25 protein-coding genes and 1 riboswitch are annotated in these 24,291 nt (G+C 72.2%); of the genes, 11 read left to right on the forward strand and 14 right to left on the reverse strand.

Annotated elements, in window-relative coordinates; genetic code table 11:
• Window positions 1-23 precede the first annotated feature (23 nt).
• The 6 genes from frr (at window position 24) to ACFY7C_RS24675 (ending at window position 6,889) form a co-directional block, all read left to right on the forward strand.
• Window positions 24-581: a ribosome recycling factor gene (gene frr / locus ACFY7C_RS24650; protein ID WP_030217939.1), complete on the forward strand. Its 558-nt coding sequence runs from the start codon at window positions 24-26 to the stop codon at window positions 579-581.
• Window positions 581-1,690: a phosphatidate cytidylyltransferase gene (locus tag ACFY7C_RS24655; protein WP_389654264.1), complete on the forward strand. Its 1,110-nt coding sequence runs from the start codon at window positions 581-583 to the stop codon at window positions 1,688-1,690. Before frr ends, ACFY7C_RS24655 begins: the two co-directional genes overlap by 1 nt.
• 92 nt (window positions 1,691-1,782) lie before the next feature.
• The gene (rlmN, locus tag ACFY7C_RS24660) at window positions 1,783-2,889 is read left to right on the forward strand and encodes a 23S rRNA (adenine(2503)-C(2))-methyltransferase RlmN (protein ID WP_356699846.1); all 1,107 of its coding nucleotides are present in this window, start codon (window positions 1,783-1,785) and stop codon (window positions 2,887-2,889) included.
• Between the two features lie 29 nt (window positions 2,890-2,918).
• Window positions 2,919-3,029: riboswitch (TPP riboswitch) on the forward strand.
• An 85-nt stretch (window positions 3,030-3,114) separates the two neighbouring features.
• Window positions 3,115-4,212: a thiamine ABC transporter substrate binding subunit gene (locus ACFY7C_RS24665; protein ID WP_389654266.1), complete on the forward strand. Its 1,098-nt coding sequence runs from the start codon at window positions 3,115-3,117 to the stop codon at window positions 4,210-4,212.
• 41 nt (window positions 4,213-4,253) lie between these two features.
• Entirely contained in the window at window positions 4,254-5,867 is a 1,614-nt protein-coding gene (locus ACFY7C_RS24670; RefSeq protein WP_389654268.1) for an ABC transporter permease, read from the forward strand.
• On the forward strand, window positions 5,867-6,889 hold the full coding sequence (locus tag ACFY7C_RS24675) for an ABC transporter ATP-binding protein (protein WP_389654271.1): 1,023 nt from the start codon (window positions 5,867-5,869) through the stop codon (window positions 6,887-6,889). The genes ACFY7C_RS24670 and ACFY7C_RS24675 overlap by 1 nt, the downstream gene beginning before the upstream one ends.
• 21 nt (window positions 6,890-6,910) lie before the next feature.
• Here ACFY7C_RS24675 and ACFY7C_RS24680 read toward each other — a convergent pair whose 3' ends face one another.
• Window positions 6,911-7,915 (reverse strand): hypothetical protein, encoded by a 1,005-nt coding sequence (locus ACFY7C_RS24680; protein ID WP_389654273.1) that lies wholly within the window; start codon window positions 7,913-7,915, stop codon window positions 6,911-6,913.
• Window positions 7,916-8,047: 132 nt separating this feature from the next.
• On the opposite strand from ACFY7C_RS24680, the gene ACFY7C_RS24685 reads away from it, so the two are divergent.
• The gene (locus tag ACFY7C_RS24685; RefSeq protein ID WP_389654275.1) at window positions 8,048-8,269 is read left to right on the forward strand and encodes a hypothetical protein; all 222 of its coding nucleotides are present in this window, start codon (window positions 8,048-8,050) and stop codon (window positions 8,267-8,269) included.
• Here ACFY7C_RS24685 and ACFY7C_RS24690 read toward each other — a convergent pair.
• From ACFY7C_RS24690 to ACFY7C_RS24710, 5 genes are all read right to left on the reverse strand, one after another.
• The gene (locus ACFY7C_RS24690; RefSeq protein WP_389654277.1) at window positions 8,242-9,348 is read right to left on the reverse strand and encodes an LOG family protein; all 1,107 of its coding nucleotides are present in this window, start codon (window positions 9,346-9,348) and stop codon (window positions 8,242-8,244) included. The genes ACFY7C_RS24685 and ACFY7C_RS24690 overlap by 28 nt on opposite strands.
• A 59-nt stretch (window positions 9,349-9,407) precedes the next feature.
• Window positions 9,408-10,487 (reverse strand): hypothetical protein, encoded by a 1,080-nt coding sequence (locus ACFY7C_RS24695; protein WP_389654279.1) that lies wholly within the window; start codon window positions 10,485-10,487, stop codon window positions 9,408-9,410.
• Window positions 10,469-11,197: an ABC transporter ATP-binding protein gene (locus ACFY7C_RS24700; RefSeq protein WP_389654281.1), complete on the reverse strand. Its 729-nt coding sequence runs from the start codon at window positions 11,195-11,197 to the stop codon at window positions 10,469-10,471. The genes ACFY7C_RS24695 and ACFY7C_RS24700 overlap by 19 nt, the downstream gene beginning before the upstream one ends.
• A gap of 217 nt (window positions 11,198-11,414) precedes the next feature.
• Window positions 11,415-12,794: an aspartate aminotransferase family protein gene (locus ACFY7C_RS24705; RefSeq protein ID WP_389654283.1), complete on the reverse strand. Its 1,380-nt coding sequence runs from the start codon at window positions 12,792-12,794 to the stop codon at window positions 11,415-11,417.
• Window positions 12,779-13,270: an Lrp/AsnC family transcriptional regulator gene (locus ACFY7C_RS24710; protein ID WP_389654285.1), complete on the reverse strand. Its 492-nt coding sequence runs from the start codon at window positions 13,268-13,270 to the stop codon at window positions 12,779-12,781. The genes ACFY7C_RS24705 and ACFY7C_RS24710 overlap by 16 nt, the downstream gene beginning before the upstream one ends.
• A 205-nt stretch (window positions 13,271-13,475) precedes the next feature.
• Between ACFY7C_RS24710 and ACFY7C_RS24715 the strand changes: the two genes are divergently transcribed.
• A complete protein-coding gene (locus ACFY7C_RS24715; RefSeq protein WP_389654287.1) occupies window positions 13,476-14,912 on the forward strand; it encodes a gamma-aminobutyraldehyde dehydrogenase in 1,437 nt (478 codons plus the stop codon).
• Window positions 14,913-14,970: 58 nt separating this feature from the next.
• Here ACFY7C_RS24715 and ACFY7C_RS24720 read toward each other — a convergent pair whose 3' ends face one another.
• Window positions 14,971-15,882 (reverse strand): DUF1963 domain-containing protein, encoded by a 912-nt coding sequence (locus ACFY7C_RS24720; protein WP_389654289.1) that lies wholly within the window; start codon window positions 15,880-15,882, stop codon window positions 14,971-14,973.
• Window positions 15,883-16,029: 147 nt separating this feature from the next.
• On the opposite strand from ACFY7C_RS24720, the gene ACFY7C_RS24725 reads away from it, so the two are divergent.
• Together ACFY7C_RS24725 and ACFY7C_RS24730 are read left to right on the forward strand one after the other, a co-directional pair.
• Window positions 16,030-16,557, forward strand: coding sequence for an HXXEE domain-containing protein (locus ACFY7C_RS24725; protein WP_389654291.1), 528 nt, complete (start codon window positions 16,030-16,032; stop codon window positions 16,555-16,557).
• Window positions 16,558-16,588: 31 nt separating this feature from the next.
• A complete protein-coding gene (locus ACFY7C_RS24730) occupies window positions 16,589-17,152 on the forward strand; it encodes a hypothetical protein (RefSeq protein WP_389654293.1) in 564 nt (187 codons plus the stop codon).
• On the opposite strand, the gene ACFY7C_RS24735 is transcribed toward ACFY7C_RS24730, so the two are convergent.
• The 6 genes from ACFY7C_RS24735 to ACFY7C_RS24760 form a co-directional block, all read right to left on the reverse strand.
• The gene (locus tag ACFY7C_RS24735) at window positions 17,118-18,290 is read right to left on the reverse strand and encodes a serine hydrolase domain-containing protein (protein WP_389654295.1); all 1,173 of its coding nucleotides are present in this window, start codon (window positions 18,288-18,290) and stop codon (window positions 17,118-17,120) included. The two genes, ACFY7C_RS24730 and ACFY7C_RS24735, sit on opposite strands and share 35 nt — an antisense overlap.
• Window positions 18,291-18,386: 96 nt before the next feature.
• The gene (locus ACFY7C_RS24740; protein WP_389654297.1) at window positions 18,387-19,091 is read right to left on the reverse strand and encodes a response regulator; all 705 of its coding nucleotides are present in this window, start codon (window positions 19,089-19,091) and stop codon (window positions 18,387-18,389) included.
• The gene (locus ACFY7C_RS24745) at window positions 19,088-20,275 is read right to left on the reverse strand and encodes a sensor histidine kinase (protein ID WP_389654299.1); all 1,188 of its coding nucleotides are present in this window, start codon (window positions 20,273-20,275) and stop codon (window positions 19,088-19,090) included. The genes ACFY7C_RS24740 and ACFY7C_RS24745 overlap by 4 nt, the downstream gene beginning before the upstream one ends.
• Window positions 20,275-21,081, reverse strand: coding sequence for an SAM-dependent methyltransferase (locus ACFY7C_RS24750; RefSeq protein ID WP_389654301.1), 807 nt, complete (start codon window positions 21,079-21,081; stop codon window positions 20,275-20,277). Before ACFY7C_RS24750 ends, ACFY7C_RS24745 begins: the two co-directional genes overlap by 1 nt.
• Entirely contained in the window at window positions 21,078-21,830 is a 753-nt protein-coding gene (locus ACFY7C_RS24755; RefSeq protein ID WP_389654303.1) for a glycerophosphodiester phosphodiesterase, read from the reverse strand. The genes ACFY7C_RS24750 and ACFY7C_RS24755 overlap by 4 nt, the downstream gene beginning before the upstream one ends.
• 20 nt (window positions 21,831-21,850) lie before the next feature.
• The gene (locus ACFY7C_RS24760) at window positions 21,851-22,876 is read right to left on the reverse strand and encodes an adenosine deaminase (RefSeq protein WP_389654305.1); all 1,026 of its coding nucleotides are present in this window, start codon (window positions 22,874-22,876) and stop codon (window positions 21,851-21,853) included.
• Window positions 22,877-23,000: 124 nt separating this feature from the next.
• On the opposite strand from ACFY7C_RS24760, the gene ACFY7C_RS24765 reads away from it, so the two are divergent.
• A complete protein-coding gene (locus tag ACFY7C_RS24765) occupies window positions 23,001-23,684 on the forward strand; it encodes a DUF4190 domain-containing protein (protein WP_389654307.1) in 684 nt (227 codons plus the stop codon).
• Window positions 23,685-23,697: 13 nt separating this feature from the next.
• Here the strand turns inward: ACFY7C_RS24765 and ACFY7C_RS24770 are convergent, their stop codons facing one another.
• Window positions 23,698-24,276 carry an NADAR family protein gene (locus ACFY7C_RS24770; RefSeq protein WP_389654309.1) on the reverse strand — a complete coding sequence of 193 codons (579 nt, stop codon included), beginning with the start codon at window positions 24,274-24,276 and terminating at the stop codon, window positions 23,698-23,700.
• Between the last annotated feature and the right edge of the window lie 15 nt (window positions 24,277-24,291).

Genomic DNA, 24,291 nt, shown 5'->3' on the forward strand with positions numbered 1-24,291 from the left:
GCGACGACACGCAGGAGCAAGTGGTGATCGAAGAGACCCTCCTCGAGGCCGAGGAGAAGATGGAGAAGGCCGTCGTGGTCGCCAAGGAGGACTTCGCCGCGATCCGCACCGGCCGTGCGCACCCGGCGATGTTCAACAAGATCGTGGCGGACTACTACGGTGCCCTCACCCCGATCAATCAGCTGGCGTCGTTCTCGGTTCCCGAGCCGCGCATGGCCGTGGTGACCCCGTTCGACAAGAGCGCGCTGCGCAACATCGAGCAGGCCATCCGGGACTCGGACCTCGGCGTCAACCCGAGCAACGACGGCAACATCATCCGGGTGGTGTTCCCCGAGCTGACCGAGGAGCGCCGCCGCGACTACATCAAGGTCGCCAAGGGCAAGGCCGAGGACTCGAAGATCTCGATCCGCTCCGTGCGCCGCAAGGCCAAGGAGACCATCGACAAGTTCGTCAAGGACGGCGAGGTCGGTGAGGACGAGGGCCGCCGCGCGGAGAAGGAGCTCGACGACACCACCGCGAAGTACGTCGCGCAGGTGGACGAGCTGCTCAAGCACAAGGAAGCCGAGCTGCTCGAGGTCTGATGAACGACTCATCCTGGAGGGCCCCGGCCACCACCGGCTTCGGGGGACCCGACCAGGGGCCTGCCCCGGCGGGTCCCGCCTACGAAGGGCGGCAGGCGGCGCAGACTCGGCCCATGCCCATCGTGTCCGACGATCCCGCCGGCGACAACCAGGACGATCACGACCGGGGGGCCGCTCAGCCGAGCGGTCCCCTGTTCCGTGACGAGACGCCGCACGAGCACCCGCAGGAGCCCATGTCCAGCCCGTCCCAGCCCGCGCCTGCGCCTTCGCCCCGGCAGAAGCCGCGGCAGAAGAAGAGCGCGGGTCGTGACCTGGGTGCGGCCATAGGAGTCGGTCTCGGCCTCGGTGCCGTCATCATCGCGTCGCTGTTCGTCTGGAAGGCGGCGTTCGTCGGGGTGATAGCGGTCGCCGTCGTGGTCGGCCTCTGGGAGCTCACCTCCCGCCTCCAGGAACGCAAGGGCATCAAGGCCCCGCTGGTCCCGCTGGCGGTCGGTGGCGCGGCGATGGTCGTCGCCGGCTATGTGCGGGGCCCGGAGGGCGCGTGGGTCGCGATGGCCCTCACGGCCCTCGCCGTCCTCGTGTGGCGGATGACGGAGCCGCCCGAGGGCTATCTGAAGGACGTCACGGCGGGAGTCTTCGCCGCCTTCTACGTGCCCTTCCTGGCGACCTTCGTGGCGCTGATGCTGACCGCCGACGACGGGCCGTGGCGGGTGCTGACCTTCCTGGTCCTCACCGTGGTCAGCGACACCGGCGCGTACGCGGTCGGCTGGCGCTTCGGCAGGCACAAGCTCGCCCCGCGCATCAGCCCCGGCAAGACCCGTGAGGGTCTGCTCGGCGCGGTCGCCTTCGCCATGGCGGCGGGCGCGCTGTGCATGGAGTTCCTGATCGACGGCGGCACCTGGTGGCAGGGCCTCCTCCTCGGCCTCGCGGTCGCGGCGAGCGCGACCCTGGGCGATCTGGGGGAGTCGATGATCAAGCGTGACCTCGGCATCAAGGACATGGGCACCCTGCTCCCCGGGCACGGCGGCATCATGGACCGGCTGGACTCGCTGCTGCCGACGGCGCCGGTGGTGTGGCTGCTGCTCGTCCTGTTCGTCGGAAGCGGTTGATCAACGCGCTGACCAGTGCTTTTCCACGCGAAGGGCTCGTTGTCCACAGGGCGGCGAGCCCTTCGTCGTAACTCTGCGACACTGGTATCACCATGCCCAAGCCCGGAGAACTCACTTTCGTCGCCCCGCGCGGAGCCAAGCAGCCCCCGCGGCACCTCGCCGACCTCACGCCCGCAGAGCGCAAGGAGGCGGTCGCCGCGATCGGCGAGAAGCCGTTTCGCGCCAAGCAGCTGTCCACGCACTACTTCGCGCGGTACGCGCACGACCCGGCGGAGTGGACCGACATTCCCGCGGCCTCGCGCGAGAAGCTGGCGGGGGAGCTGCTGCCCGATCTGATGTCGGTCGTGCGGCACGTCTCGTGCGACGACGACACCACCCGCAAGACCCTGTGGCGGCTGCACGACGGCACGCTCGTCGAGTCGGTGCTGATGCGCTACCCGGACCGGGTGACCATGTGCATCTCCTCGCAGGCCGGCTGCGGCATGAACTGCCCGTTCTGCGCCACCGGCCAGGCCGGTCTCGACCGCAATCTGTCGACGGCGGAGATCGTCCACCAGATCGTCGACGGCATGCGCGCCCTGCGGGACGGCGAGGTGCCCGGAGGGCCGGCGCGGCTGTCGAACATCGTCTTCATGGGGATGGGCGAGCCGCTCGCCAACTACAAGCGGGTCGTCGGCGCCATCCGCCGGCTCACCGACCCCGAGCCCGACGGCCTGGGCCTGTCCCAGCGCGGCATCACCGTGTCCACGGTGGGCCTGGTCCCGGCGATGCTGCGGTTCGCCGACGAGGGCTTCAAGTGCCGTCTCGCGGTCTCGCTGCACGCGCCCGACGACGAGCTGCGCGACACCCTGGTGCCGGTCAACACCCGCTGGAAGGTCCGCGAGGTCCTCGACGCCGCCTGGGAGTACGCGGAGAAGTCCGGCCGCCGGATCTCCATCGAGTACGCCCTGATCCGGGACATCAACGACCAGGCCTGGCGTGGTGACCTGCTGGGCCGGCTGCTGAAGGGCAAGCGGGTGCACGTGAACCTCATCCCGCTGAACCCGACGCCCGGCTCGAAGTGGACCGCGTCCCGCCCCGAGGACGAGAAGGCGTTCGTCGAGGCCATCGCCGCCCACGGCGTGCCGGTCACCGTCCGCGACACCCGCGGGCAGGAGATCGACGGTGCCTGTGGACAGCTGGCCGCCGCCGAACGCTGACCTTGTAGTCTGAGCTCGAACACATCTGCATATTCCGACAGGGGAGCGCCACAGCGCTGAGAGTGCGGTGACCGTCAGACCGCAGACCCTCTGAACCTCGCCCAGGTCATTCTGGGTAGGAAGTTCGGTCGTAACTCGAGCTGTTGCGCCCTGCCCGCGTCCGGTGTCCCCCGGCCGCGGGCAGGGCCGCGTCTCTTCCTGGCCACCCCCAGGAGGAAGTCCAACGTGAACACCAAGAAGGCAGCCGCCGCCGCGCTCGCCGCGGCGCTCGGCGTCACCACCCTCGCCGCCTGCGGCACCGACGACGTGCGCGACGCGGCGGGCAAGAGCGGCGGACCCGCGCCCAAGACCGTCACGCTCGTCAGCCACGACTCCTTCAACGCCTCCAAGGAAGTGCTGGCGGAGTTCACCCGGCAGACCGGTTTCACGGTCAAGGTCCTCAAGAGCGGCGACGCCGGCGAGGCCGTCAACAAGGAGATCCTGACCAAGGGCGCCCCCCAGGGCGACGTCTTCTTCGGCGTCGACAACACCCTGCTGTCCCGCGCCCTCGACAACGGCATCTTCACCTCGTACGAGGCGAAGGGCCTCGACCGGATCCCCGCCGCGCTCCAGCTCGACAAGGAGCAGCACCGGGTCACCCCCATCGACTCCGGCGACATCTGCGTCAACTACGACAAGCAGTACTTCGCCGACAAGAAGCTCGCGCCGCCGCAGACCTTCGACGACCTCGCGAAGCCCGCGTACAAGGACCTCCTCGTCGTCGAGAACCCCGAGCGGTCCTCCCCGGGCCTCGGCTTCCTCCTCGGCACCGCCGCGAAGTACGGCGACACCGGCTGGCAGGACTACTGGAAGAAGCTCAAGGCCAACGGCGTGAAGACCGTCGACAGCTGGGAGCTCGCCTACAACCAGGAGTTCTCCGGCTCCGCGGGCGGCAAGAAGGCCAAGGGGGACCGGCCGCTCGTCGTCTCCTACGCCTCCTCCCCGCCGGTCGAGGTGCTCTACTCCGAGCCGCAGCCGAAGGTGGCCCCCACCGGCGTGTCCACGGGCACCTGCTTCCGGCAGACCGAGTTCGCCGGCCTGCTGAACGGGGCGAAGAACCCCGAGGGCGGCAAGGCGTTGATCGACTTCCTGATCTCCAAGAAGTTCCAGGACGACATGCCGCTGCAGATGTTCGTTAACCCGGTCACGAACGACGCGACGCTCCCGGAGCTGTTCACCAAGCACGGTGTGGTGATCGACAAGCCGGAGACCATGGCGCCCGAGAAGATCGCCGAGAACCGTGACCAGTGGATCCAGCAGTGGTCGTCGCTCGTCCTGAAGTAGTCCGCTCGGGCCGCCGGGGAAGCGCGGCGCGGCTGGGGCTGATGCTCCTGCCCGTCGCCTTCTTCGCGGTCTTCTTCGCCTGGCCCGTCGTCTCGATCGTCGAGCGCGGGCTCAGGCCGGACGGCCACTGGGAGCTCGGCCGGTTCGGCGAGACCCTGAGCCGGCCGGAGATCCTCGACGTCCTGTGGTTCACGCTGTGGCAGGCCCTCGCCTCCACCGCCCTCACCCTGCTCGTCGCCCTGCCCGGCGCGTACGTCTTCGCCCGCTTCGACTTCCCCGGCAAGCGGATCCTGCGGGCCGTCGTCACCGTGCCGTTCGTGCTGCCCACCGTCATGGTCGGCACCGCGTTCCTCGCCCTCGTCGGCCGGCGCGGGCTGCTCGACGAGTGGTGGGGCGTCCGGCTCGACACCGGCGTCTGGGCGATCCTCCTCGCCCATGTCTTCTTCAACTACGCCGTCGTCGTCCGCACCGTCGGCGGCCTCTGGTCGCAGCTCGACCCCCGCCAGGAGGAAGCCGCCCGGGTCCTCGGCGCCTCCCGCCTGCGGGCCTGGCGGACCGTGACCCTGCCCGCGCTCGGGCCCGCCGTCGCCGCCGCCGCGCTCATGGTCTTCCTGTTCACGGCGAGCTCCTTCGGCATCGTGCAGATCCTCGGCGGACCCGCGTACTCCACCCTGGAGACCGAGATCTACCGGCAGACCGCCGACCGGCTCCAGCTCTCCACCGCCGCCGTCCTGACCATGGTCCAGTTCGTCGCCGTCGGCACCGTCCTCGCCGTCCACGCCAGGACCGTGCGGCGCCGCGAGACGGCACTGAGGCTCGTCCCGCCGGAGCGGACCGCCCACCGGCCGCGCGGCACCGCGCAGTGGGCGCTGCTCGGCGCCGTCCTGCTGTCCATCGCCCTGCTGATCCTGGCCCCGCTCGGCGTCCTCGTCGAACGGTCCCTCGCCACCCCCACCGGCTACGGCCTCGCCCACTACCGGTCGCTCCAGCGCGTCGACGAGACCGGCACCTTCCTCGTGCCGCTGACCGACACGATCGTCAACTCGCTGCAGTACGCGCTCGCCGCGACGGGCATCGCCGTCCTCGTCGGCGGGCTCGCCGCCGCGGCCCTCACCCGGCGCGCCGGGCGGCTCGTCCGCGGCTTCGACGCGCTGCTCATGCTGCCGCTCGGCGTCTCCGCCGTCACGGTCGGCTTCGGCTTCCTCATCACCCTCGACGAGCCGCCGCTCGACCTGAGGGCCAGCTGGATCCTCGTCCCCCTCGCCCAGGCGCTGGTCGGCGTCCCCTTCGTCGTACGGACCATGCTGCCCGTGCTCCGGGCGGTCGACGAGCGGCTGCGGGAGGCCGCGGCCGTCCTCGGTGCCTCGCCCTGGCGGGCCTGGCGGGAAGTGGACCTGCCGCTCGTCCGGCGGGCGCTGCTGATCGCCGCCGGTTTCGCCTTCGCCGTGTCGCTCGGAGAGTTCGGCGCGACGGTCTTCATCGCCCGCCCCGACAACCCGACCCTGCCGGTCGCCGTGGCCCGGCTGCTGGGCCGGCCCGGCGAGCTCAACTACGGCCAGGCCATGGCCCTCTCGACGATCCTCATGGTGGTGTGCGCGGTGTCCCTGCTGCTCCTCGAACGGCTCCGTACCGACCGGACCTCGGGGGAGTTCTGATGCTGACGCTCGGACAGGCGACCGTACGGTTCGGGGCCCGCGCCGTGCTCGACACGGTGGACCTGGAGGTCGCCGACCACGAGATCGTGTGCGTGCTCGGGCCCAGTGGCAGCGGCAAGTCCACGCTGCTGCGGGCCGTCGCCGGACTCCAGCCGCTGGACGCCGGGCGGGTGCTCCTCGACGGCGCCGACCAGGCCGGTGTGCCCGTGCACCGGCGCGGAGTCGGCCTCATGTTCCAGGACCACCAGCTGTTCCCGCAGCGGGACGTCGCCGGAAACGTCACCTTCGGGCTGCGGATGCGCCGCGTGCCCGGGGCGGAACGGGACGCGCGGGTCGAGGAGCTCCTCGACCTCGTCGGACTCCCCGGCGCCGGCCGGCGGGCCGTCTCGGCGCTCTCCGGCGGCGAACAGCAGCGGGTCGCCCTCGCGCGGGCCCTGGCCCCGAGCCCCCGGCTGCTCATGCTGGACGAGCCGCTCGGTCAGCTCGACCGCGGCCTGCGGGAACGCCTCGTCGTCGAACTCCGCCGGCTCTTCGGCCGGCTGGGTACGACGGTCCTTGCCGTCACCCACGACCAGGGCGAGGCCTTCGCCCTCGCCGACCGGGTCGTCGTGATGAACGACGGACGGATCGCCCAGTCCGGCACCCCCCTGGAGGTGTGGCGGCGGCCCGCCTCCGAGTTCGTCGCCCGCTTCCTCGGCTTCGACAACGTGGTCCCCGCGACCGTCACCGGCACCGCCGCCGACACCCCCTGGGGCAAGATCCCCGTCCCCGACGGCTCCCCCCAGGGCGAGCGCCGCCTCCTCGTCCGCCCCGCCGGCGTCCACCTCGCCCCCGCCGGCGACGGCCTGCCCTGCCGGGTCGAGACCCGCACCTTCCGCGGCAGCCACGTCGCCGTCACCCTCCGCCCCGCAGAAGGGCCCCCGCTGGAGGCCGAGTTCGCCCTGCGTGACACACCGGACGAGGGCGCCGAGGTCGACGTGGTGTTCCGGGCGGAGGACGTGGTGGTGCTGGGCACGCCGTAGATACCCGATCCGCCCACACCGTCAGAAGCGGCGGTCGTAGAGCGCGCGCAGCCAGGGTTCGCGGACCTCCGGCATTCGGGCCAGGGTTCCGCGGAAGGCCCGGCGGTCCGGCTGCAGCGTCCTCCAGGGGTGGTCCGGCAGGGGGTAGTCGTCGCGCAGGACTCCCGCCGGCAGGGTGCCGGACGCCGGGAGCGGAGAGGTCTCCGGTGGCAGCGCCAGCCAAGCCCACACACCGTCGGGCAGCGGCACCGGAACCGCGCCGCCCTCAGGGCGCCAGGGACCGCCCGTCCGCGGGTCGTGGGGTACGAGCGCGATGTCGAGGCCGTCGCCGGGAACCCCCGGACCGGCCGGACCCGCCGTCCGCACGACCGGGCCCGGCGGGAGCAGCGCGTCCAGCGCACGCCCGAGCACGTCGGTGAGGACCCCTGCGGGCAGCCCGACCCGGGCCCCGCCGGAGGCGACCACCAGACGGGCGAGCGCCGCCCCCATGGCCGCCTCCCAGCGGGGGCTCCAGAAGCCCGGAGGGTCGACGGGCGGGACGGCCCTGAACGTACGGGGCGGAGCCGGGACACCGGTGGGCACCCGGCGCACCGCGCCCGGTTCGAGCCACACCGTCTGCCAGAGCCCGCAGTCGTCCTCACGGGACGCCACCGGCAGCCCGCACCCCGCGCACTCCAGGTTCGGCTCGGCCCCCGCGGCGATCCCCAGGCAGTGGTTGACGCACTTCTCGGGCACGAGCACCGTGCCGCGCACATCACCCGGAGCGGTCACGATCCGGCCCCGGGCGCCGAAAGAGACGGGCCACGGCGCGAACACCCCCTGCGCGGCGGCCGCCGCCTCCCCGATGTCCTGCCCGTCCCGGAACGGCGGGCCCGACGGAGCCGGGTCGATCGCGTACGTCCCCGGCTCCATCAGCGCGGGGTACGGCTCGTGCCCGTACGAGAGATGCGCCTCCGGAGGGAGCGGCACCCGTGCCAGGGGCACCGTCAGCACCGCGTCGCAGCGCGCGCACACGAAGACGTCCATCGCCCCCGATTCTCCCCGGCCGGTCTCAGCGGCGCGCGCGGTTTTCCCGGCCGCCCGCCGCCCGTGCCGCCCGCCGGAGCCGGGGCGGAAAAGGGGTGTGCCCGTGGCCTGGCCCCCGCCTACGGTGGGCCGGTGAAGAACGATCGACGCCTGCGCCGGCTCGTCGTGGACGGCACCACCTGGCACTGGACCGTGCGGCAGCGGATCCGGCCCCGCTACGAGGACTGCCGCCTGACGCTGACGTTCTTCCCCGACTTCCCGGCGGCGGGGCGGAACGTGGAGGTCGACGGCTGGCCGTACGCCGAGGCCCTCATGGACGTCACCGACTACGCCGCGAGGCGGGCCAGCGCCTGAGGGGCCTCGTCGATCGAGTCCACCAGCGCGATCCGCGCCGCCATCGGCCGCTTCTCCGCCAGCGCGCACAGCAGCGGCCAGACCGGCAGCCGCTCCGTCCAGTGGGCCCGGTCCACCAGGACCATCGGGGTCGGGGCTCCCCGCGACCCGTAGTAGTTCGGCGTCGCGTTGTCGAAGACCTCCTGCACGGTGCCGGCCGCGCCCGGCAGGAACACCACGCCGGCCGTCGAACGGGCCAGCAGGCCGTCCTCGCGGGTCGCGTTGGCGAAGTACTTGGCGATGTGCGCCGCGAACGCGTTCGGCGGCTCGTGGCCGTAGAACCAGGTCGGGATGCCCACCGAGTCGCCGCCGCGCGGCCAGCGGGACCGCACCTCGAACGCGGCGCGGGCCCAGTCCGTCACCGAGGGCACGAACGACGGCACCTTCGCGAGGAGCTCCAGGGCCTCCTCCAGGGCCCCGTCCGCCAGCGGCGCCGTGTACGCGCCCAGGTTCGCCGCCTCCATCGCCCCCGGGCCGCCGCCCGTCGCCACCGTCAGGCCCGCGCGGGCCAGCGACCTCCCGAGCCGGGCGGCCCCCGCGTACGCGTCCGTGCCCCGGCCCATCCGGTGCCCGCCCATCACCCCCACCACCCGCGCCCCCGCCAGGTGCTCGTCCAGGGCGTCCGAGACGGCGTCGTCGTGGATCGAGCGGAGCATGGAGGAGAAGACGTCGCCGTCCGCCTTCGTCCGCTGGAACCAGGCGTACGCGAGGGCGTCCGGCGTCCGCTCGTACGGGACCTCGGCGATGCCCGCGTACAGGTCGGCGGGGGAGTGGAGCCGGGCCCGGTACGGGTCGAACGGGAGGTCCGGCACCGGCGGGAACACCAGCGCCCCGTCCGCCCGCACCTTCGCCGAGGCCTCCGGCTGCAGCGCGCAGCCCAGGAAGACGGCGTCGGTGGCGGAGGCGGCGAGCAGCGCGAAGGTCCGGTCGGTGAGGTCGACGGACTGGAGCCGGTAACCGGCGAGGGAGCCGTGCGCGGCGAGCACCGCGTCGAACTCGGCGGGGGAATGGATCTCGCGCTCGTGTCGGTGCGTCGCCATGCGGCCACCATAGGGGGCTGCGCGCCGTGCGCGGGGGGCGTGGCCCCCCGCCGGCCGGCTCAGCGCTGGAGCGGGACCGCCGCCAGCGCTCCGACGGCCCAGGTCAGGGGGGCCAGTACGGCGATCAGGACGGCCGCCCGGAGCAGCGCCGTCGTGCGCAGGACCGAGGGGGGCGCGCCGAGGCGGAGGAGGGCCTCGGTGGTGAGGGTGCGGTTCTGCCGGGATTCGAGGGCCGCGGTCAGCAGCGTGGCCGTGGTGCAGCCGACGACCAGGGACACGCCCAGCCAGGCCAGGGCGCCCACGGAGCCTCCGTGGAGCGTGTATCCGGCCACGGCGCCCGAGCCGACCGCGCAGACCACGCCGAGCGGGCGGCCGATGCGGCGGGAGTCGGTCATGAGGACCCGGCCGGCGAGCAGCCGGACCGCGCCGGGGCGGACCGTCTGGAGCAGCCGGCCGCAGCCGTAGGTGAGGCCGGGGCCCATCGTCGCCAGGCCGATCGCGGTGAGGATCCAGCCGGTGAGGACACCGCCGCCGTCGCCCCGGGCGGCGTACGTCTCCACGGCGAGGCCCACCGCGAGGAGGGCGACGCCCCAGGGGAGGGCGGAGGTCGGTGACTTCTCGGCGGGCGTCTTCGTGCGGGGGCGCAGGGCGAGGGCTGCGGCCGTGGCGGCGGTGACGGGGGCGATCGCCAGGAGGGTGAGGGCCGCCGCCAGGGGCACGGGCTGGTCGGCGGCGAGGAGCCCGGCCGCCGCCCCGTCGAAGGGGAGGCCGGTGATGTCGCCCCGCAGGTGCAGGTAGAAGAGGAGGGCGATCATCGAGCCGAGGGTGCAGGAGACGGCCGTGGAGGTCGCCGCGATGGCGGTGAGCCGGGCCTGGCCGAGGCCGATCGCGGAGAGGCCGGGGCGCGGCCTGGTGCTGGGGTCGGTGCGGGCGACGGCGACCGCGAACTGGACGGTGGCGGCGAGCGGGAGCGCGCACCACAGCAGGCGGATGACGGCGGCGGGGTCTCCCGGGTGGCCGACGGCGTAGCCGAGCGCGCACAGCAGCAGGAAGCCCACTCCGGCGGCGGCCGAGGCGACGGCGAGCCGGCGGAGCTGGACGACGGGGTGGGTCCCGCGGACTAGACGGAGAGCGAGCACGCCGTGACGCCCTCCGCCCCGTTCGTCGGTGGTACGGAGCCGACGCGGCGTCCGTCGAGGAGGTTGATCGTGCGGTCGGCGACGGCGGCGACCTCGGGGTCGTGGGTCGCGAGGAGCACGGTGATGCCGTGGGAGCGGGCCGCGGCGGCGAGAGTGCGCAGCACCTGGGCGCCGTCGGCGCGGTGGAGGGTGGCGGTCGGCTCGTCGGCGAAGAGCACGGAGGGGGTGGTGACCAGGGCGCGGGCGATGGCGATCCGCTGCCGCTGGGCGTGCGGGAGGGCGGCGGGGCGTCTGCGGGCGGCGCTGCCGATGTCGAGGCGTTCGAGCCATTCGCCGGCGGCGGTCCTGGCGGCCCGGTGGGACACCCCGCGCAGCAGGAGGGGGAGGGCCGCGTTCTCCCAGCCGGTGAGTTCGGGGACCAGCCCGGGTTCGGGGTCGATCCAGCCGAAGCGGTCGCGGCGGAGCCGTTCGCGCTGGTTGCGGTTCATGGTGTGGACGGGGGTGCTGTTGAACCAGATCTCGCCCTGCTCGGGGGCGAGCTGGCCGGAGAGGCACCGCATGAGGGTGGTCTTGCCGCTGCCGCGCGGGCCGACGAGGGCGAGGATCTCGCCTTCGCGCACGCCGACGGAGACGCCGGTCAGCACGTCGCAGCCGCCCAGGGCGCAGCGCAGGGAACGCGCCCAGAGCACGTCGTTGTCCGGTGGGGCCATCGCGTACACCTCGATGTGGAAGCCAGTCCGTGTTCGTTCCCCTGGATGGGGGAACGAACGGGCGGGCCGGTCGGTCACTGGGCTCTTCCGGCACGTTAAGGATTCAGATCGGTTTGTACGGACAGCACGCGGCCCGGGCCGCCGCCATCCACTCGGATGGCGGCATGCCCGGGCCGGGGTCACGCCGTGAGGGCGGCGTGAGGTCGTGCGGGACCCGTCAGAGCTTGGTCCACGCCTCGGTGAGCACCGAGCGCAGAATGCCTTCGATCTCGTCGAAGGTGCCCTGGTCGGCGATCAGCGGCGGGGCCAGCTGGATGACCGGGTCGCCACGGTCGTCGGCACGGCAGTACAGGCCGTTGTCGAAGAGCGCCTTGGAGAGGAAGCCGTAGAGCACGCGCTCGGTCTCCTCGTCCGTGAAGGACTCCTTGGTGGCCTTGTCCTTGACGAGCTCGATGCCGTAGAAGAAGCCGTTGCCGCGGACGTCGCCGACGATCGGCAGGTCGTGCAGCTTCTTCAGGGTGTCGAAGAAGTTGCCCTCCTGGTCCAGCACGTGCTGGTTCAGGCCTTCCTTGTCGAAGATGTCGAGGTTGGCGATCGCGACCGCCGACGACACCGGGTGGCCACCGAAGGTGTAGCCGTGCAGGAAGGTGTTGTCGCCCTTGTAGAACGGCTCGGCGATGCGGTCCGAGACGATGCAGGCGCCGATCGGGGAGTAGCCCGAGGTCATGCCCTTGGCGCAGGTGATCATGTCCGGCACGTAGCCGAACTTGTCACAGGCGAACATCGTGCCGAGGCGGCCGAAGGCGCAGATCGTCTCGTCGGAGACGAGGAGCACGTCGTACTGGTCGCAGATCTCGCGGACCCGCTGGAAGTACCCGGGCGGCGGCGGGAAGCAGCCGCCGGCGTTCTGCACCGGCTCCAGGAAGACGGCCGCGACGGTCTCGGGGCCCTCGAAGAGGATCTGCTGCTCGATCTGGTCGGCGGCCCAGCGGCCGAAGGCCTCGGGGTCGTCGCCGTGGATCGGGGCGCGGTAGATGTTGGTGTTCGGCACCTTGTGCGCGCCGGGGACCAGCGGCTCGAAGGGGGCCTTCAGGGCCGGCAGGCCGGTGATCGACAGGGCGCCCTGCGGGGTGCCGTGGTAGGCGACCGCACGCGAGATGACCTTGTACTTGGTGTGCTTGCCCTGCAGCTTGAAGTACTGCTTGGCGAGCTTCCAGGCGGTCTCGACGGCCTCGCCGCCGCCGGTGGTGAAGAAGACCTTGTTCAGGTCGCCCGGGGCATAGTCGGCGAGACGCTCGGCGAGCTCGACGGCCTTGGGGTGCGCGTACGACCACACGGGGAAGAACGCGAGCTCCTGGGCCTGCTTGTACGCGACCTCGGCCAGCTCCTGGCGGCCGTGTCCGGCGTTGACCACGAAGAGACCCGCGAGACCGTCGAGGTAACGCTTGCCCTTGTCGTCGAAGATGTAGGTGCCCTCACCGCGGACGATGGTGGGGACGGGGTTGTTCTCGTACGACGACATGCGGGTGAAGTGCATCCACAGGTGGTCGTAGGCGGTCTTGGAGAGGTCCTTGCTCACGGCTATCGGGTTCCCCACATATAGGTCTGCTTCTTGAGCTTCAGGTAGACGAAGCTCTCGGTGGAGCGCACCCCGGGGAGGGTGCGGATGCGCTTGTTGATCACATCCAGGAGGTGGTCGTCGTCCTCGCAGACGATCTCCACCATCAGGTCGAAGGAGCCGGCGGTCATCACCACGTACTCGCATTCGGCCATGGCCGTCAGGGCATCCGCAACCGGATCCAGGTCACCCTCGACGTTGATGCCGACCATCGCCTGCCGCCGGAATCCCACGGTGAGCGGGTCGGTGACGGCGACGATCTGCATGACGCCCTGGTCGAGCAGCTTCTGGACGCGCTGCCGTACGGCTGCCTCGGACAGGCCGACGGCCTTGCCGATGGCGGCGTAGGGACGGCGACCGTCCTCCTGAAGCTGTTCGATGATCGCCAGGGAGACGGCGTCGATCGTCGGGGACGAACCGCTTCCGGTTCTTGAGTGCGTGCTTTGACTGGCCACGACTTCACTGTGCACCGAACCTCGTCGGTCTTGCAACCCCAGAGTGATGAAATCCGTTGTTCAAGCCTCTTGATCTTACTGAATCCGAAGTTGGGGGCCGTCGGGGCTGTTGAAAGCGTCAGTGGACCGATTACCCTGGGGTGTCTCGCCCATCGGGACACCGCACGACGAGGTGCGGACCAGAACGTGACAGGAGGGGTGGCAAGTGACCACCGAGCTGCGCCGGCTGCGCAACTACATCAACGGGGAGTTCCGGGACGCGGCCGACGGCCGCACGATCGACGTGATCAACCCGGCCACCGGTGAGGTGTACGCCACCTCCCCGCTGTCCGGCCAGGCCGACGTCGACGCCGCCATGGAGGCCGCCGCGGCCGCCTTCCCCGCATGGCGTGACACCACTCCCGCCGAGCGCCAGAAGGTCCTCCTGAAGATCGCGGACGCCTTCGAGGAGCGCGCCGAGGACCTGATCGCCGCCGAGGTCGAGAACACCGGCAAGCCGGTCGCCCTCACCGCGAGCGAGGAGATCCCGCCGATGGTGGACCAGATCCGCTTCTTCGCGGGTGCCGCCCGGATGCTCGAGGGCAAGTCCGCCGGCGAGTACATGGAGGGCATGACCTCGATCATCCGCCGCGAGCCGGTGGGTGTGTGTGCCCAGGTCGCGCCGTGGAACTACCCGATGATGATGGCCGTGTGGAAGTTCGCCCCGGCCCTCGCCGCGGGCAACACGGTCGTCCTCAAGCCCTCGGACACCACCCCGGCGTCGACCGTCCTGATGGCCGAGATCATCGGCTCCATCGTCCCCAAGGGCGTCTTCAACGTCATCTGCGGTGACCGCGAGACCGGCCGGGCCATGGTCGAGCACCCGACCCCGGCGATGGCCTCCATCACCGGCTCGGTCCGGGCCGGCATGCAGGTCGCCGAGTCGGCGTCCAAGGACGTCAAGCGCGTCCACCTGGAGCTCGGCGGCAAGGCCCCGGTCGTCGTCTTCGAGGACACCGACATCGAGAAGGCCGTCGAGGACATCTCCGTCGCCGGCTTCTTCAACGCCGGTCAGGACTGCACCGCCGCGACCCGTGTCCTGGTGCACCAGTCCATCCACGACGAGTTCGTCGCCGCCCTGGCGAAGGCCGCCGCGGAGACCAAGACCGGTCAGCCGGACGACGAGGACGTGCTGTATGGCCCGCTGAACAACGAGAACCAGCTCAAGCAGGTCGCCGGCTTCATCGACCGCCTCCCGGCCCACGCCAAGGTCGAGGCCGGCGGCCACCGGGTCGGCGACAAGGGCTACTTCTACGCCCCGACCGTCGTCTCCGGCCTCAAGCAGGACGACGAGATCGTCCAGAACGAGGTCTTCGGCCCGGTCATCACGGTCCAGTCCTTCGCCGACGAGGCCCAGGCCCTGGAGTTCGCCAACGGCGTCGAGTACGCCCTGGCCTCCTCCGTCTGGACCAAGGACCACGGCCGCGCGATGCGCATGTCCAAGTCGCTCGACTTCGGCTGTGTGTGGATCAACACCCACATCCCGCTGGTCGCCGAGATGCCCCACGGCGGCTACAAGAAGTCCGGCTACGGCAAGGACCTGTCGGCGTACGGCTTCGAGGACTACACGCGCATCAAGCACGTGATGACCTCGCTGGGCTGATCACCGGCACCACACGGCCGTGGGGGGGGGGGGCGTCCCCCCCCCCCCACGGCCGTTCTCACGAACAGTCGTGGTGGTACGCGAAGGGCCGGCCGGGACAGGTCCGGCACTCGAAGACGTACACCCCGCCCATGTCGCCGAGCATCAGCCCGTGCGCGCCCTGCACCCGGCGGCGCTCCTCGTAGGGGAGGTCGAGCACCGTCCCGGTCCGCGGCACGTCCTCCCGGGGCACCCACGAGCGCCACGACTCGCCGTCGAACTCCCGGCTGCTCACCGTCAGCAGATGCTCCATCCGCCGCCCGCAGCCCTCGCAGTCCGGCCAGTACGGGTCCTGCGTCCAGGTCGGGAAGCCGCCCGCCTTCACACCGGGCGCCACCGACAGATGCGACCAGTACGACCAGCCCGTCTCCTCCTCGACCTCGTCGAAACGCTCCTCCAGCGCCTCGTACACCTCCTCCGGCAGGTCCCACGAGGGATACTCCGCCACCCGCTCCGGGTGCAGCACGCACGGCCCCGGCACGTAGTCCTCCCGGGCGCCGGCGGGACGCGGCGGGTCGAGCAGGACTTCGGTGACCTCGGCGGCCGCACGCCAGTACGGCTCCGGGCGCGGCGCGTAGCGCGGCTCGTGGTCGAAGGGGCACCACAGCAGCTGGAGCACGTCCGTGCCGGGCGGGAAGGGCAGCCCGGGGACGTCCCCGGCGAACAGCTGGAGCACCGGCACGAGCGGCAGCGGGCCCGCGGCGTCCCGCGGCGGGGCGAACGCCGTGCGGGGGTGGTCGTCCGCGCAGGCCGGCCACGGCTCGTCCGCCGGCCAGAGCAGCGGCCCGCCCATCGAGCTCTCCCGCACCCCGGGACTCCCGGCGCGCGGATGCAGCCGGACCGCCTCCCGGCGGTAGCGGGCCACCTCGGGGAACAGGGCCGCCACGTCGAGCGGCCGCGGCGGGGTCGTACGCGCGGGTCGGTCAGCCATCCCGGCACCGTACCGCGCTCCTTGACCGACAAGGTGCCCGGGCCGGGGGAGCCGCCCGGCTCGCCGTCGCCCGGGACATCACACAGGGAAGCGTGCCGAGTTCACCGGGCGGTGGAACTCGGTCACCGGTCCGCGAGTTGCCCGAGCATGGACCACGACACCCCCGACGTCCTCGTCACCTACGGGCTGTTCGCCGCCTGGGCCCTGCACGACGCCGAGGAGGTGGCCTTCGGGCCCCGGTGGCTGCGGGAGAACCTGCCCCGGCTGCGGGAGCGTTTCCCCGGCGTGCCGGAGGCGGTGTGGCGGGCGGCCGGCTCCGTCGACGACCGCGAGTTCCGGGCCGCTGTCGCGGTGATGGCCGCGATCGTGGGCTCGGCCGCCGTCGCCGGCCGGCGCAGCGGCGGCCGGTCCGCCTTCTACCAGGGGGCGTTGAACGGCTTCGGCCTGCACGGGCTCGTGCACCTCGCGCAGGCCGCCGCCGTCCGCGGCTGGACGCCCGGCTCGGCCACCTCGCCCCTGGTCGTCGTCCCCTTCACCCTCTGGGCGCGCGGCCGGCTGCGACGGGCCGGGGTGCTGAGGCCGGCCCGGGTCCGGGACGTGGTCGCCGGGCTGGCGGTGGCGGCCGGGGCGACGGTCCTCTCGCATGCCGCGGCCCGCACCCTGACCCGTTTTTGAACACGTTCATGAGGGGGCGTAGGCTGCCCGCATGAACGACACGAACGGGCCGAGAGCCCTCCTCAAGCGCATCCGCGTCTGGCTGGTCGTCTTCATCGTCTGTCTGGTGCTCAGCGGGGCCACGGCGTTCCCGCTGGTCACCGAACTCCGCCTGGTCGAGGGCGCCCTGACGTCCTGGGCCGCCCCGCTCGCCGAGCCGTTCCCCGGGCTCCTGGAGTGGATCGCACGGGTACGGGACGGCCTCGACGCCGCCGACGACCGGTACCCCTTCCTGCTGTACGGCACCGACTGGCTGGCCTTCGCCCACCTCGTCATCGCCGTCGCCTTCTACGGGCCCTACCGCGACCCCGTACGCAACATCTGGGTCGTCCAGTTCGGGATGATCGCCTGCGCCGGGATCATCCCGCTCGCCCTGATCTGCGGGCCGATCCGCGGCATCCCCTTCTGGTGGTCGGTGATCGACATGTCGTTCGGCGTCATCGGGATCCTGCCGCTGCTCGCCGTCCACCGGCTGATCAGGCGCCTGGAGGCGTCGACGGCGGGCGCCCCGGGCGAGCCGGTCACTCCGACGGCAGGCCGTACGTCGCCAGCATGATCCCCAGCGCCACCTTGTTCATGTCCTGGCCCTTCGCGTCGGTCGAGTTGACGCTGTAGACCAGGGTCCGCTCGCCGTGGCGGGTCGAGGCGATGGCCGCGTTGTAGCCCCAGCGGCCACCCGTCTTGCCCCATACCTCGCGTCCGCCCAGCTTCTTCATCGACAGACCGACGGAGTACGCGGCCGGGCCGCCGCTCTTGAAGTCCACCGCCTTCGGCAGCGTGAACATCTCCTCCAGGAGCGGCCCGCGCACCACCTCCCCCGCGAACAGGGCCCGCGTGAACCGCTCCAGGTCCGCCGTCGTGGAGATCAGGTCACCGGCAGCCCAGCCGTCCGTCGTGCCCCACACTGACACGTCCCGCAGACCGGTCGTCCCGTCGTCCAGCCGCATCGTCTGGTAGCCGTGGTTGTACGGGCCCCGGATCCGCGGGTCCGTTCCCGGGAAGTACGTGTCCCGCAGCCCGAGCGGACGCAGGATCCGACGCTCCACCTGGTGCTCGAACGTGTCACCCGTGACCCGCTCCACGATCAGACCGGCGATCGTGTAGCCGATGTTCAGATAGTGCTGCCGGGTCCCCGGCCGGAACTCGCGCGGCTTCGCGGTCGCCGAGCGGACGATGTCCTCGGGGCGGTGGACCTCGAAGCGGCGCGCGTACCACTCCTCCACGGTGTCGCCCGGGAAGTCCGCCGCCGGGATGCCGTGCGTGTGGTTCAGCAACTGACGCACGGTCACCGTGGCGTACCGGCCGGGGATCAGCTCCGGCAGGTACGAGCGGGCCGAGCGGTCCAGGTCGATCCGGCCCTCGGCGGCCAGCCACAGCACGGTCGCCGCCGTGAACACCTTCGTCACCGACCCCGCCCGGAAGCGCGCGGACGGATCCGCCGGGTCCTTCGACTCCAGGTCGCGGACCCCCGAACTGCCCTGCCACGCCCCCTCCGTACCACCGATCCGCACCAGCGCGGCCGTCGCGTCGGCGCTCGGCAGACCCGCGATCACCGTGCTCAGGTCAGGGGCGGGACTCGACGTCCGCGACACGGCCGCCGGGCTCCCGGAAGCGAACGCCGGAGTGAGCACCGGGCCGGCCGACACCCCCAGGACCAGGGCCGTGGCGAGCAGGGCGCGGGTGGACTTCTTCATGGTCAACTCCATGGTTGCGAGCCGTTGTTCTCGACAACCTCATCCTGCTGACCAGCGGCGATCCACGGATCGCCCGCACCGGCGGTCCTCGCCCGGTCAGTTCCTCGCCCACGCGGGGGAGGAGCCGGCCGCCCCGCCTCCCCCGGCCGGGGGAGCGCCCGCCGTGACCAGACCCGTCTCGTACGCGCAGATCACCGCCTGGATCCGGTCCCGCAGCCCCAGCTTCGCGAGCACGTTGCCCACATGCGTCTTCACCGTGTGGTCGCTCACCACCAGCTCCGCCGCGATCTCCGCGTTCGAAAGCCCCCGCGCGAGCAGCAGCAGCGTCTCCCGCTCCCGCACCGTCAGCGCGTCCAGGCGCGGATCGGTCCGCCGCGGCCCGCCCGAGGTGTACTGCTCCACCAGCCGCCGCGCCACCGACGGGGCCAGCAGCGCCTCGCCCGCCGCCACCACCCGCACCGCGTGCACCAGGTCGTCCCGCCGCACGTCCTTCAACAGGAAGCCGCTGGCCCCCGCGTGCAGCGCCTCGTACACGTACTCGTCGGTGTCGAAGGTCGTCAGCATCACCGTCCGGCACGCCGACCCGGCGCTGATCGTCCGGCACGCCTCGATGCCGTCCATCACCGGCATCCGGATGTCGAGGAGCGCCACATCGGGCGCGTGCCGGCGCACCGCGGCGACCGCCGCGGCGCCGTCCCCGGCCTCCGCGACCACCTCGATGTCCTCCTGGACGTCCAGGATCAGCGCGAAACCGCTGCGCACCAGCTCCTGGTCGTCCGCCACCACCACACGGATCGTCATCCCCGCCGTACCTTCCCCGCCTCGTGTGCCTCGTGTGCCTCGTGCGACTCCGTCAGCGGGAGCACCGCGCGCAGCTCGAAGCCCCTGCCGTCCGGGCCGGGGCCCGACCAGGCCGTACCGCCGTGGGCCGCGGCCCGCTCCCGCACGCCGATCAGGCCGTGACCGCCGGACCGTCCCGGCCCGGGGCCGTGCCCGTCGTCCGTCACACGGACCTCCACCTCGTCCTCCCCGTACGCCACCAGCACCGACGCCGAGGCCGCCCGCGCGTGCCTGACCACGTTCGTCAGCCCCTCCTGGGCGATCCGGAAGACCGTCGCCCCCGTCGCGGCCGGCAGCGGGCGCACCGTGCCGGTCGTCCCGTACCGCACGTCCAGACCCCCGGCCCGGACCCGCCGGACCAGCTCGGGCAGCGCGCCCACCTCGGGCTGCGGCTCCCTGGGGGCCCGGGATTCGTCCTCCTCCTCGCGCAGCACGCCCAGCATCCGCCGCAGCTGCGCCATCGCGTCCCGGCCGGTCTCCGAGATCGCCTCGAAGGCGGCCTCCGCCCGCTCCGGCGCCACCCGCACCGCCACCGGGCCCGCCTCCGCCTGCACGATCATCAGGCTCACGGCGTGCGACAGGATGTCGTGCATCTCCCGGGCGATCCGGGCCCGTTCCCGGGCCGCCGCCTGCTCCGCCTCGACCCGGTGCGCCCGCTGCCGGGCGTCGGTCAGCCGCCCGAAGACATACGCGGCCCCGAACACGAAGAGCGAGAAGGTCAGTTCGCGCATCGACCGGGTGTTGAGCCAGACGGACACCGGCACCGCCAGCGCGACGAGGATCCCCGCCGCCAGTCGCCTCCGGGCGGGAGACAGCACCGCGATCGTGTAGAGGCTGACCAGGCCGGTGTACGGCAGCGGCTGCCCCGGCCCGTCCAGCGCCAGCCGGTACAGGCCGCTCGTCGCCAGGATGGCCAGCAGGACGGCCACGGGCGCCCGGCGCCGCCACACCAGGGGCACGACGGTCAGGGTGCTGAGCCCGTACGCCGACCATGTCGCCGGCTCCAGTTCCGGCGGGCGCGGCACCACGAACGGCATCGTCATCGCCGCCTGCACCAGCAGCGCGACCCCGATGTCCACCGCCCACGGATTGGCCGCGCCCCAGGCCCGTACCTCCCGGACCCCCCGTATCCGCCCCGCTCCCATTACGGCTTGCGGCCCACCGCACCGAACTGCGCGACCTCGGCCGCCTCCGGCGCACGCCAGCGCGCACACGACACCACGCCCGGCTCCAGGAGGTCGAGCCCGTCCAGGAAGGAGGTGAACTCGGCGCGGCCGCGGGCCGTGATCGGCGGGGTGGCGTGGGCGTTCCAGAACTCCATCGCCGCCACGTTCGCCTCGCCGCCGAGCTCGGCGTCGTACGTCGGGTGGGTGAGGGCCAGGTAGGACCCGGAGGGCACGGCGTCCATGACGGTGCGGACGATCGAGCGGGCCTTGTCGCCGTCGAGGACGAAGTTGAGGATGCCCAGCATCAGGACGGCGACCGGCCGGGTGAAGTCCAGCGTTCCCGCCGCCGCCCGGAGGATCCTCTCCGGATCGTGCGCGTCGGCGTCCACGTACTCCGTGACGCCTGCTGGCGAGCCGGTCAGCAGGGCGCGGGCGTGGGTCAGCACGATCGGGTCGTTGTCGACGTAGACGATCCGGGAGTCCGGGGCCACCCGCTGGGCCACCTCGTGGGTGTTGTCTGCCGTCGGCAGGCCCGTACCGATGTCCAGGAACTGGCGCACGCCCGCCTCCGCGGCCAGATGCGTCACCACCCGGCCCAGGAACGCGCGGTCCGCGCGCGCCACTTCGCCGATGCTCGGATGGAACGACGTCACCTGGTCGCCGACGGCCCGGTCCACCGGGTAGTTGTCCTTGCCGCCCAGCCAGTAGTTCCACACCCGGGCGTTGTGCGCGACGTCGGTGCGGATGCGGTCGTGGAGGTGGTCGGGAGCGTGCGGGTCGGTCATCGACGGGCCTTTCGCAGGACGGCTGCCAGGGCGTCGACGCGATTGGTCGTGATCGAATCGACCCCGTTCCTGATCAGCTTACGCATGGACCGCTTCGTGTCCGGCGTCCACACGGACACCAGCAGACCGTCCCGGTGCACCCGCTCCACCAGCTCCCGACTCGCCAGCCCGAAGCGGTAGTTCAGCCAGCGCGGACGCACCGCGTCCAGCAGCACCCGGCGCGGCGGAGCCAGCGTGTTCCAGGTCAGCGCGATCTCCGCACTCGGATCCGCCGCCCGCACCTGGAGCATCGCCACGCCGCCCGCGCAGTAGAAGACACGCTCCGCCGCCCCGCACTCCCGCACCGTGCCGACGACCGTGCGCACCGACCCCTCGTCCCCGCCCGGCAGATCCAGCATCAGCCGGTGCGCCCCCGCGGCGAGCAGCGCCTCCCGCAGCGTCGGCACCCCGCCGTCCGTCAGCTCCTTCAACCGCGCGACGGTGAGCGCCGCCAGCGGCCGGTCATGGCCCCACAGCCGCTTCAACGAGTCGTCGTGCAGCAGGACCGGCACGCCGTCCTTCGTCAGCCGCACGTCCACCTCCACCGCGTCCGCGCCCCGCCCGATCGCCGACAGGATCGAAGGGACCGTGTTCTCCCGGACCCGGTACGGGTCGCCGCGGTGCGCCACGACGGTGAGGGACGGGGACGGGGACGGGGACGAGGAGGGGGAGAGGACGGCGGACGGGGGGCGGGGGGTCACGGAGGCCATGCCCCCCATTCTGCTGATGCCTAGGCCGACAGCCAGCGCTCCGTGTACGTGTCGATCTCCTCGGCCAGGCGCGCCTTCCCCGCCTCGTCCAGGAACGACGCCTCCACCGCGTTCTTCGCGAGCGCCGCCAGACCCCGCTCGTCCAGGTCGAGCAGCCGCGCCGCCACCGCGTACTCGTTGTTCAGGTCCGTACCGAACATCGGCGGGTCGTCGCTGTTGATCGTCACCAGCACACCCGCCTCCACCATCCGCTTGATCGGGTGGTCCTCAAGGCGTTCCACCGCCCGCGTCGCGATGTTCGAGGTCGGGCAGACCTCCAGCGCGATCCGGTGCTCGGCCAGATGGGCCAGGAGCTCGGGGTCCTGGACGGAGCTCGTGCCGTGGCCGATCCGCTCGGCACCCAGCTCGCGCAGGGCGTCCCAGACCGTCTCCGGGCCCGTCGTCTCACCCGCGTGCGGCACCGAGCGCAGACCGGCCGCCCGGGCCCGGTCGAAGTACGGCTTGAACTGCGGGCGCGGCACGCCGATCTCCGGGCCGCCCAGACCGAACGACACCAGGCCCTCCGGCCGGAGATCGACCGCGAGACGTGCCGTCTCCTCCGCCGCCTCCAGACCCGCCTCACCCGGGATGTCGAAACACCAGCGCAGGATCACACCGAGCTCCGCCTCCGCCGCCTTGCGGGCATCCTCGATCGCCGCCATGAACGCCCGCTCGTCGATGCCGCGGCGGGTCGAGCTGTACGGCGTGATCGTCAGCTCCGCGTAGCGGATGTTCTGCCGGGCCATGTCCCGGGCGACCTCGAAGGTCAGCAGGCGCACGTCCTCCGGAGTGCGCACCAGATCCACGACGGACAGGTACACCTCGATGAAGTGGGCGAAGTCCGTGAACGTGAAGTAGTCGGCCAGCGCCTCCGGGTCCGTCGGGACCTTGGAGTCCGGGTGGCGGGCGGCCAGCTCGGAGACGATCCGCGGCGAGGCGGAGCCCACGTGGTGGACGTGCAGCTCGGCCTTGGGGAGCCCGGCGATGAAGGAATGCAGGTCGGTCATCGGGTCATCGTAGGCGGGGCGCTTCCTCGGCTCGCTCCCTCGGCCGCTCCCCCGGGCCGTTCCCCTGGCCCTTCCCCCGTCGGAGTGAGGTCGTAGCATGGCGTGACCACGATGGGGGAGGCCCATGTCCGAGAACAACGACCAGCCGGTGGACCCGTGGGCTCCGCCGAACCATGACGGCGTCGAACTGAGCAAGGGGACGACGGGCGGGGCGGCGCCGGGGGCGACAGGTCCGTCGGGGACGTCCGGGCCGGGGGGCGCGTCCGGTCCGACGGGTGCGCCCACGTCGCCGGTGCACGACCAGCCGACCATGGCGTCCGGCGTCGAGATCCCGCCTCCGCCGGCAGCGCCGGGCGGATCCTTCGGCTATCCGACCCAGCCGGTCGCCCCGCAGACGGGGATGGGCGCCGGGACGGGCTACGGATATCCGGCGGCGCCGGGATACGCCGCGTACGGCAGCGGCTACGGCCAGCCGGGCTGGCAGCAGAACCCGGACAACGGCATGGGCACGGCCGGCATGGTCCTCGGCATCATCTCCGTGGCCGGCTTCTGCTTCTACGGGCTCGGCGCGATCCCCGGCGTCCTGGCGCTGATCTTCGGCATCATCGGCCTGAAGAAGGCCAACCGGGGCGTGGCCACCAACCGGGGCATGGCCATCGCGGGCATCGTGCTCGGTGCCATCGGCACCCTGATCGGCCTGGCCTTCCTGGGCTTCCTCATCTGGGTCATCGCCAGCAACCCGGAGGGCCTGGAGGGCTCCGAGGACCCCTGGGCGACGCGCCTCACCGTCTCCGCCGCCCCGCGCTGACCGCGGGCGTCAGTCAGTCTTCCGCGGGGGCCGAAACGGCCCCCGCGCCCTTTCCCCGCAGCCTCTCCCGCGCCTCCATCAGCGCGAAGCCGAGGAGGTTGAGGCCGCGCCACCGCTCCGGGTCGAAGGCCCTCGGGTCGTCCGCGGCCAGACCGATGCCCCAGATCCGGTCCAGCGGGCTCGCCTCGACGAGCACCCGCCCTCCCGTGCCGAGGAGGAAGGAGCGGAGGGGTTCGGCCGAGAACTTGTGGACGCTGCCCTCGACGACGATCGCGAAGCGCTCCTTCTCCCAGACGGTCTCGTCGAAACCGCGGACGAGGCGGCCGGCATTCTTCGCGTGGGCCGGGGTGGGCGCGCCGAGGGCCGCCGCCTCCGCCTCCGCGTCGCCGAAGAGCCTCGCCTTCCGCGCCATCATCCAGTGCTCGGCCGTCGCGTAGCGCACCCCGTCCACCTCGAAGGGTGACGGCCACCACTGGCTGAGACAGCTCGCCGAGAGCTGCCCGTCCGGGCGCGGCCGGTGGCCCCAGAAATGCAGCCATTTGGTCTTCGCTCCGGTTCTGACCTGCTGTTTCAGTGTGTCGAGATCGCTCATGCATGGCAGCTTGTC

Origin of the sequence: Streptomyces sp. NPDC012769 (assembly GCF_042901205.1) — a bacterium.
Classification (GTDB): Bacteria; Actinomycetota; Actinomycetes; order Streptomycetales; family Streptomycetaceae; genus Streptomyces.

What these genes read in the sequence shown, in the direction of transcription:
- ACFY7C_RS24675 (WP_389654271.1), top strand. Translation starts at nt 5,867, where the DNA reads ATGCTGACGCTCGGACAGGCGACCGTACGGTTCGGGGCCCGCGCCGTG.
- ACFY7C_RS24680 (WP_389654273.1), bottom strand. Translation starts at nt 7,915, where the DNA reads ATGGACGTCTTCGTGTGCGCGCGCTGCGACGCGGTGCTGACGGTGCCC.
- ACFY7C_RS24720 (WP_389654289.1), bottom strand. Translation starts at nt 15,882, where the DNA reads ATGGCTGACCGACCCGCGCGTACGACCCCGCCGCGGCCGCTCGACGTG.
- ACFY7C_RS24740 (WP_389654297.1), bottom strand. Translation starts at nt 19,091, where the DNA reads ATGACGATCCGTGTGGTGGTGGCGGACGACCAGGAGCTGGTGCGCAGC.
- ACFY7C_RS24755 (WP_389654303.1), bottom strand. Translation starts at nt 21,830, where the DNA reads ATGGCCTCCGTGACCCCCCGCCCCCCGTCCGCCGTCCTCTCCCCCTCC.
- ACFY7C_RS24765 (WP_389654307.1), top strand. Translation starts at nt 23,001, where the DNA reads ATGTCCGAGAACAACGACCAGCCGGTGGACCCGTGGGCTCCGCCGAAC.
- ACFY7C_RS24655 (WP_389654264.1), top strand. Translation starts at nt 581, where the DNA reads ATGAACGACTCATCCTGGAGGGCCCCGGCCACCACCGGCTTCGGGGGA.
- ACFY7C_RS24770 (WP_389654309.1), bottom strand. Translation starts at nt 24,276, where the DNA reads ATGAGCGATCTCGACACACTGAAACAGCAGGTCAGAACCGGAGCGAAG.
- ACFY7C_RS24670 (WP_389654268.1), top strand. Translation starts at nt 4,254, where the DNA reads ATGCTCCTGCCCGTCGCCTTCTTCGCGGTCTTCTTCGCCTGGCCCGTC.
- ACFY7C_RS24760 (WP_389654305.1), bottom strand. Translation starts at nt 22,876, where the DNA reads ATGACCGACCTGCATTCCTTCATCGCCGGGCTCCCCAAGGCCGAGCTG.
- ACFY7C_RS24745 (WP_389654299.1), bottom strand. Translation starts at nt 20,275, where the DNA reads ATGGGAGCGGGGCGGATACGGGGGGTCCGGGAGGTACGGGCCTGGGGC.
- ACFY7C_RS24730 (WP_389654293.1), top strand. Translation starts at nt 16,589, where the DNA reads ATGAACGACACGAACGGGCCGAGAGCCCTCCTCAAGCGCATCCGCGTC.
- ACFY7C_RS24735 (WP_389654295.1), bottom strand. Translation starts at nt 18,290, where the DNA reads ATGAAGAAGTCCACCCGCGCCCTGCTCGCCACGGCCCTGGTCCTGGGG.
- rlmN (WP_356699846.1), top strand. Translation starts at nt 1,783, where the DNA reads ATGCCCAAGCCCGGAGAACTCACTTTCGTCGCCCCGCGCGGAGCCAAG.
- ACFY7C_RS24700 (WP_389654281.1), bottom strand. Translation starts at nt 11,197, where the DNA reads ATGGCCCCACCGGACAACGACGTGCTCTGGGCGCGTTCCCTGCGCTGC.
- ACFY7C_RS24690 (WP_389654277.1), bottom strand. Translation starts at nt 9,348, where the DNA reads ATGGCGACGCACCGACACGAGCGCGAGATCCATTCCCCCGCCGAGTTC.
- ACFY7C_RS24750 (WP_389654301.1), bottom strand. Translation starts at nt 21,081, where the DNA reads ATGACCGACCCGCACGCTCCCGACCACCTCCACGACCGCATCCGCACC.
- ACFY7C_RS24725 (WP_389654291.1), top strand. Translation starts at nt 16,030, where the DNA reads ATGGACCACGACACCCCCGACGTCCTCGTCACCTACGGGCTGTTCGCC.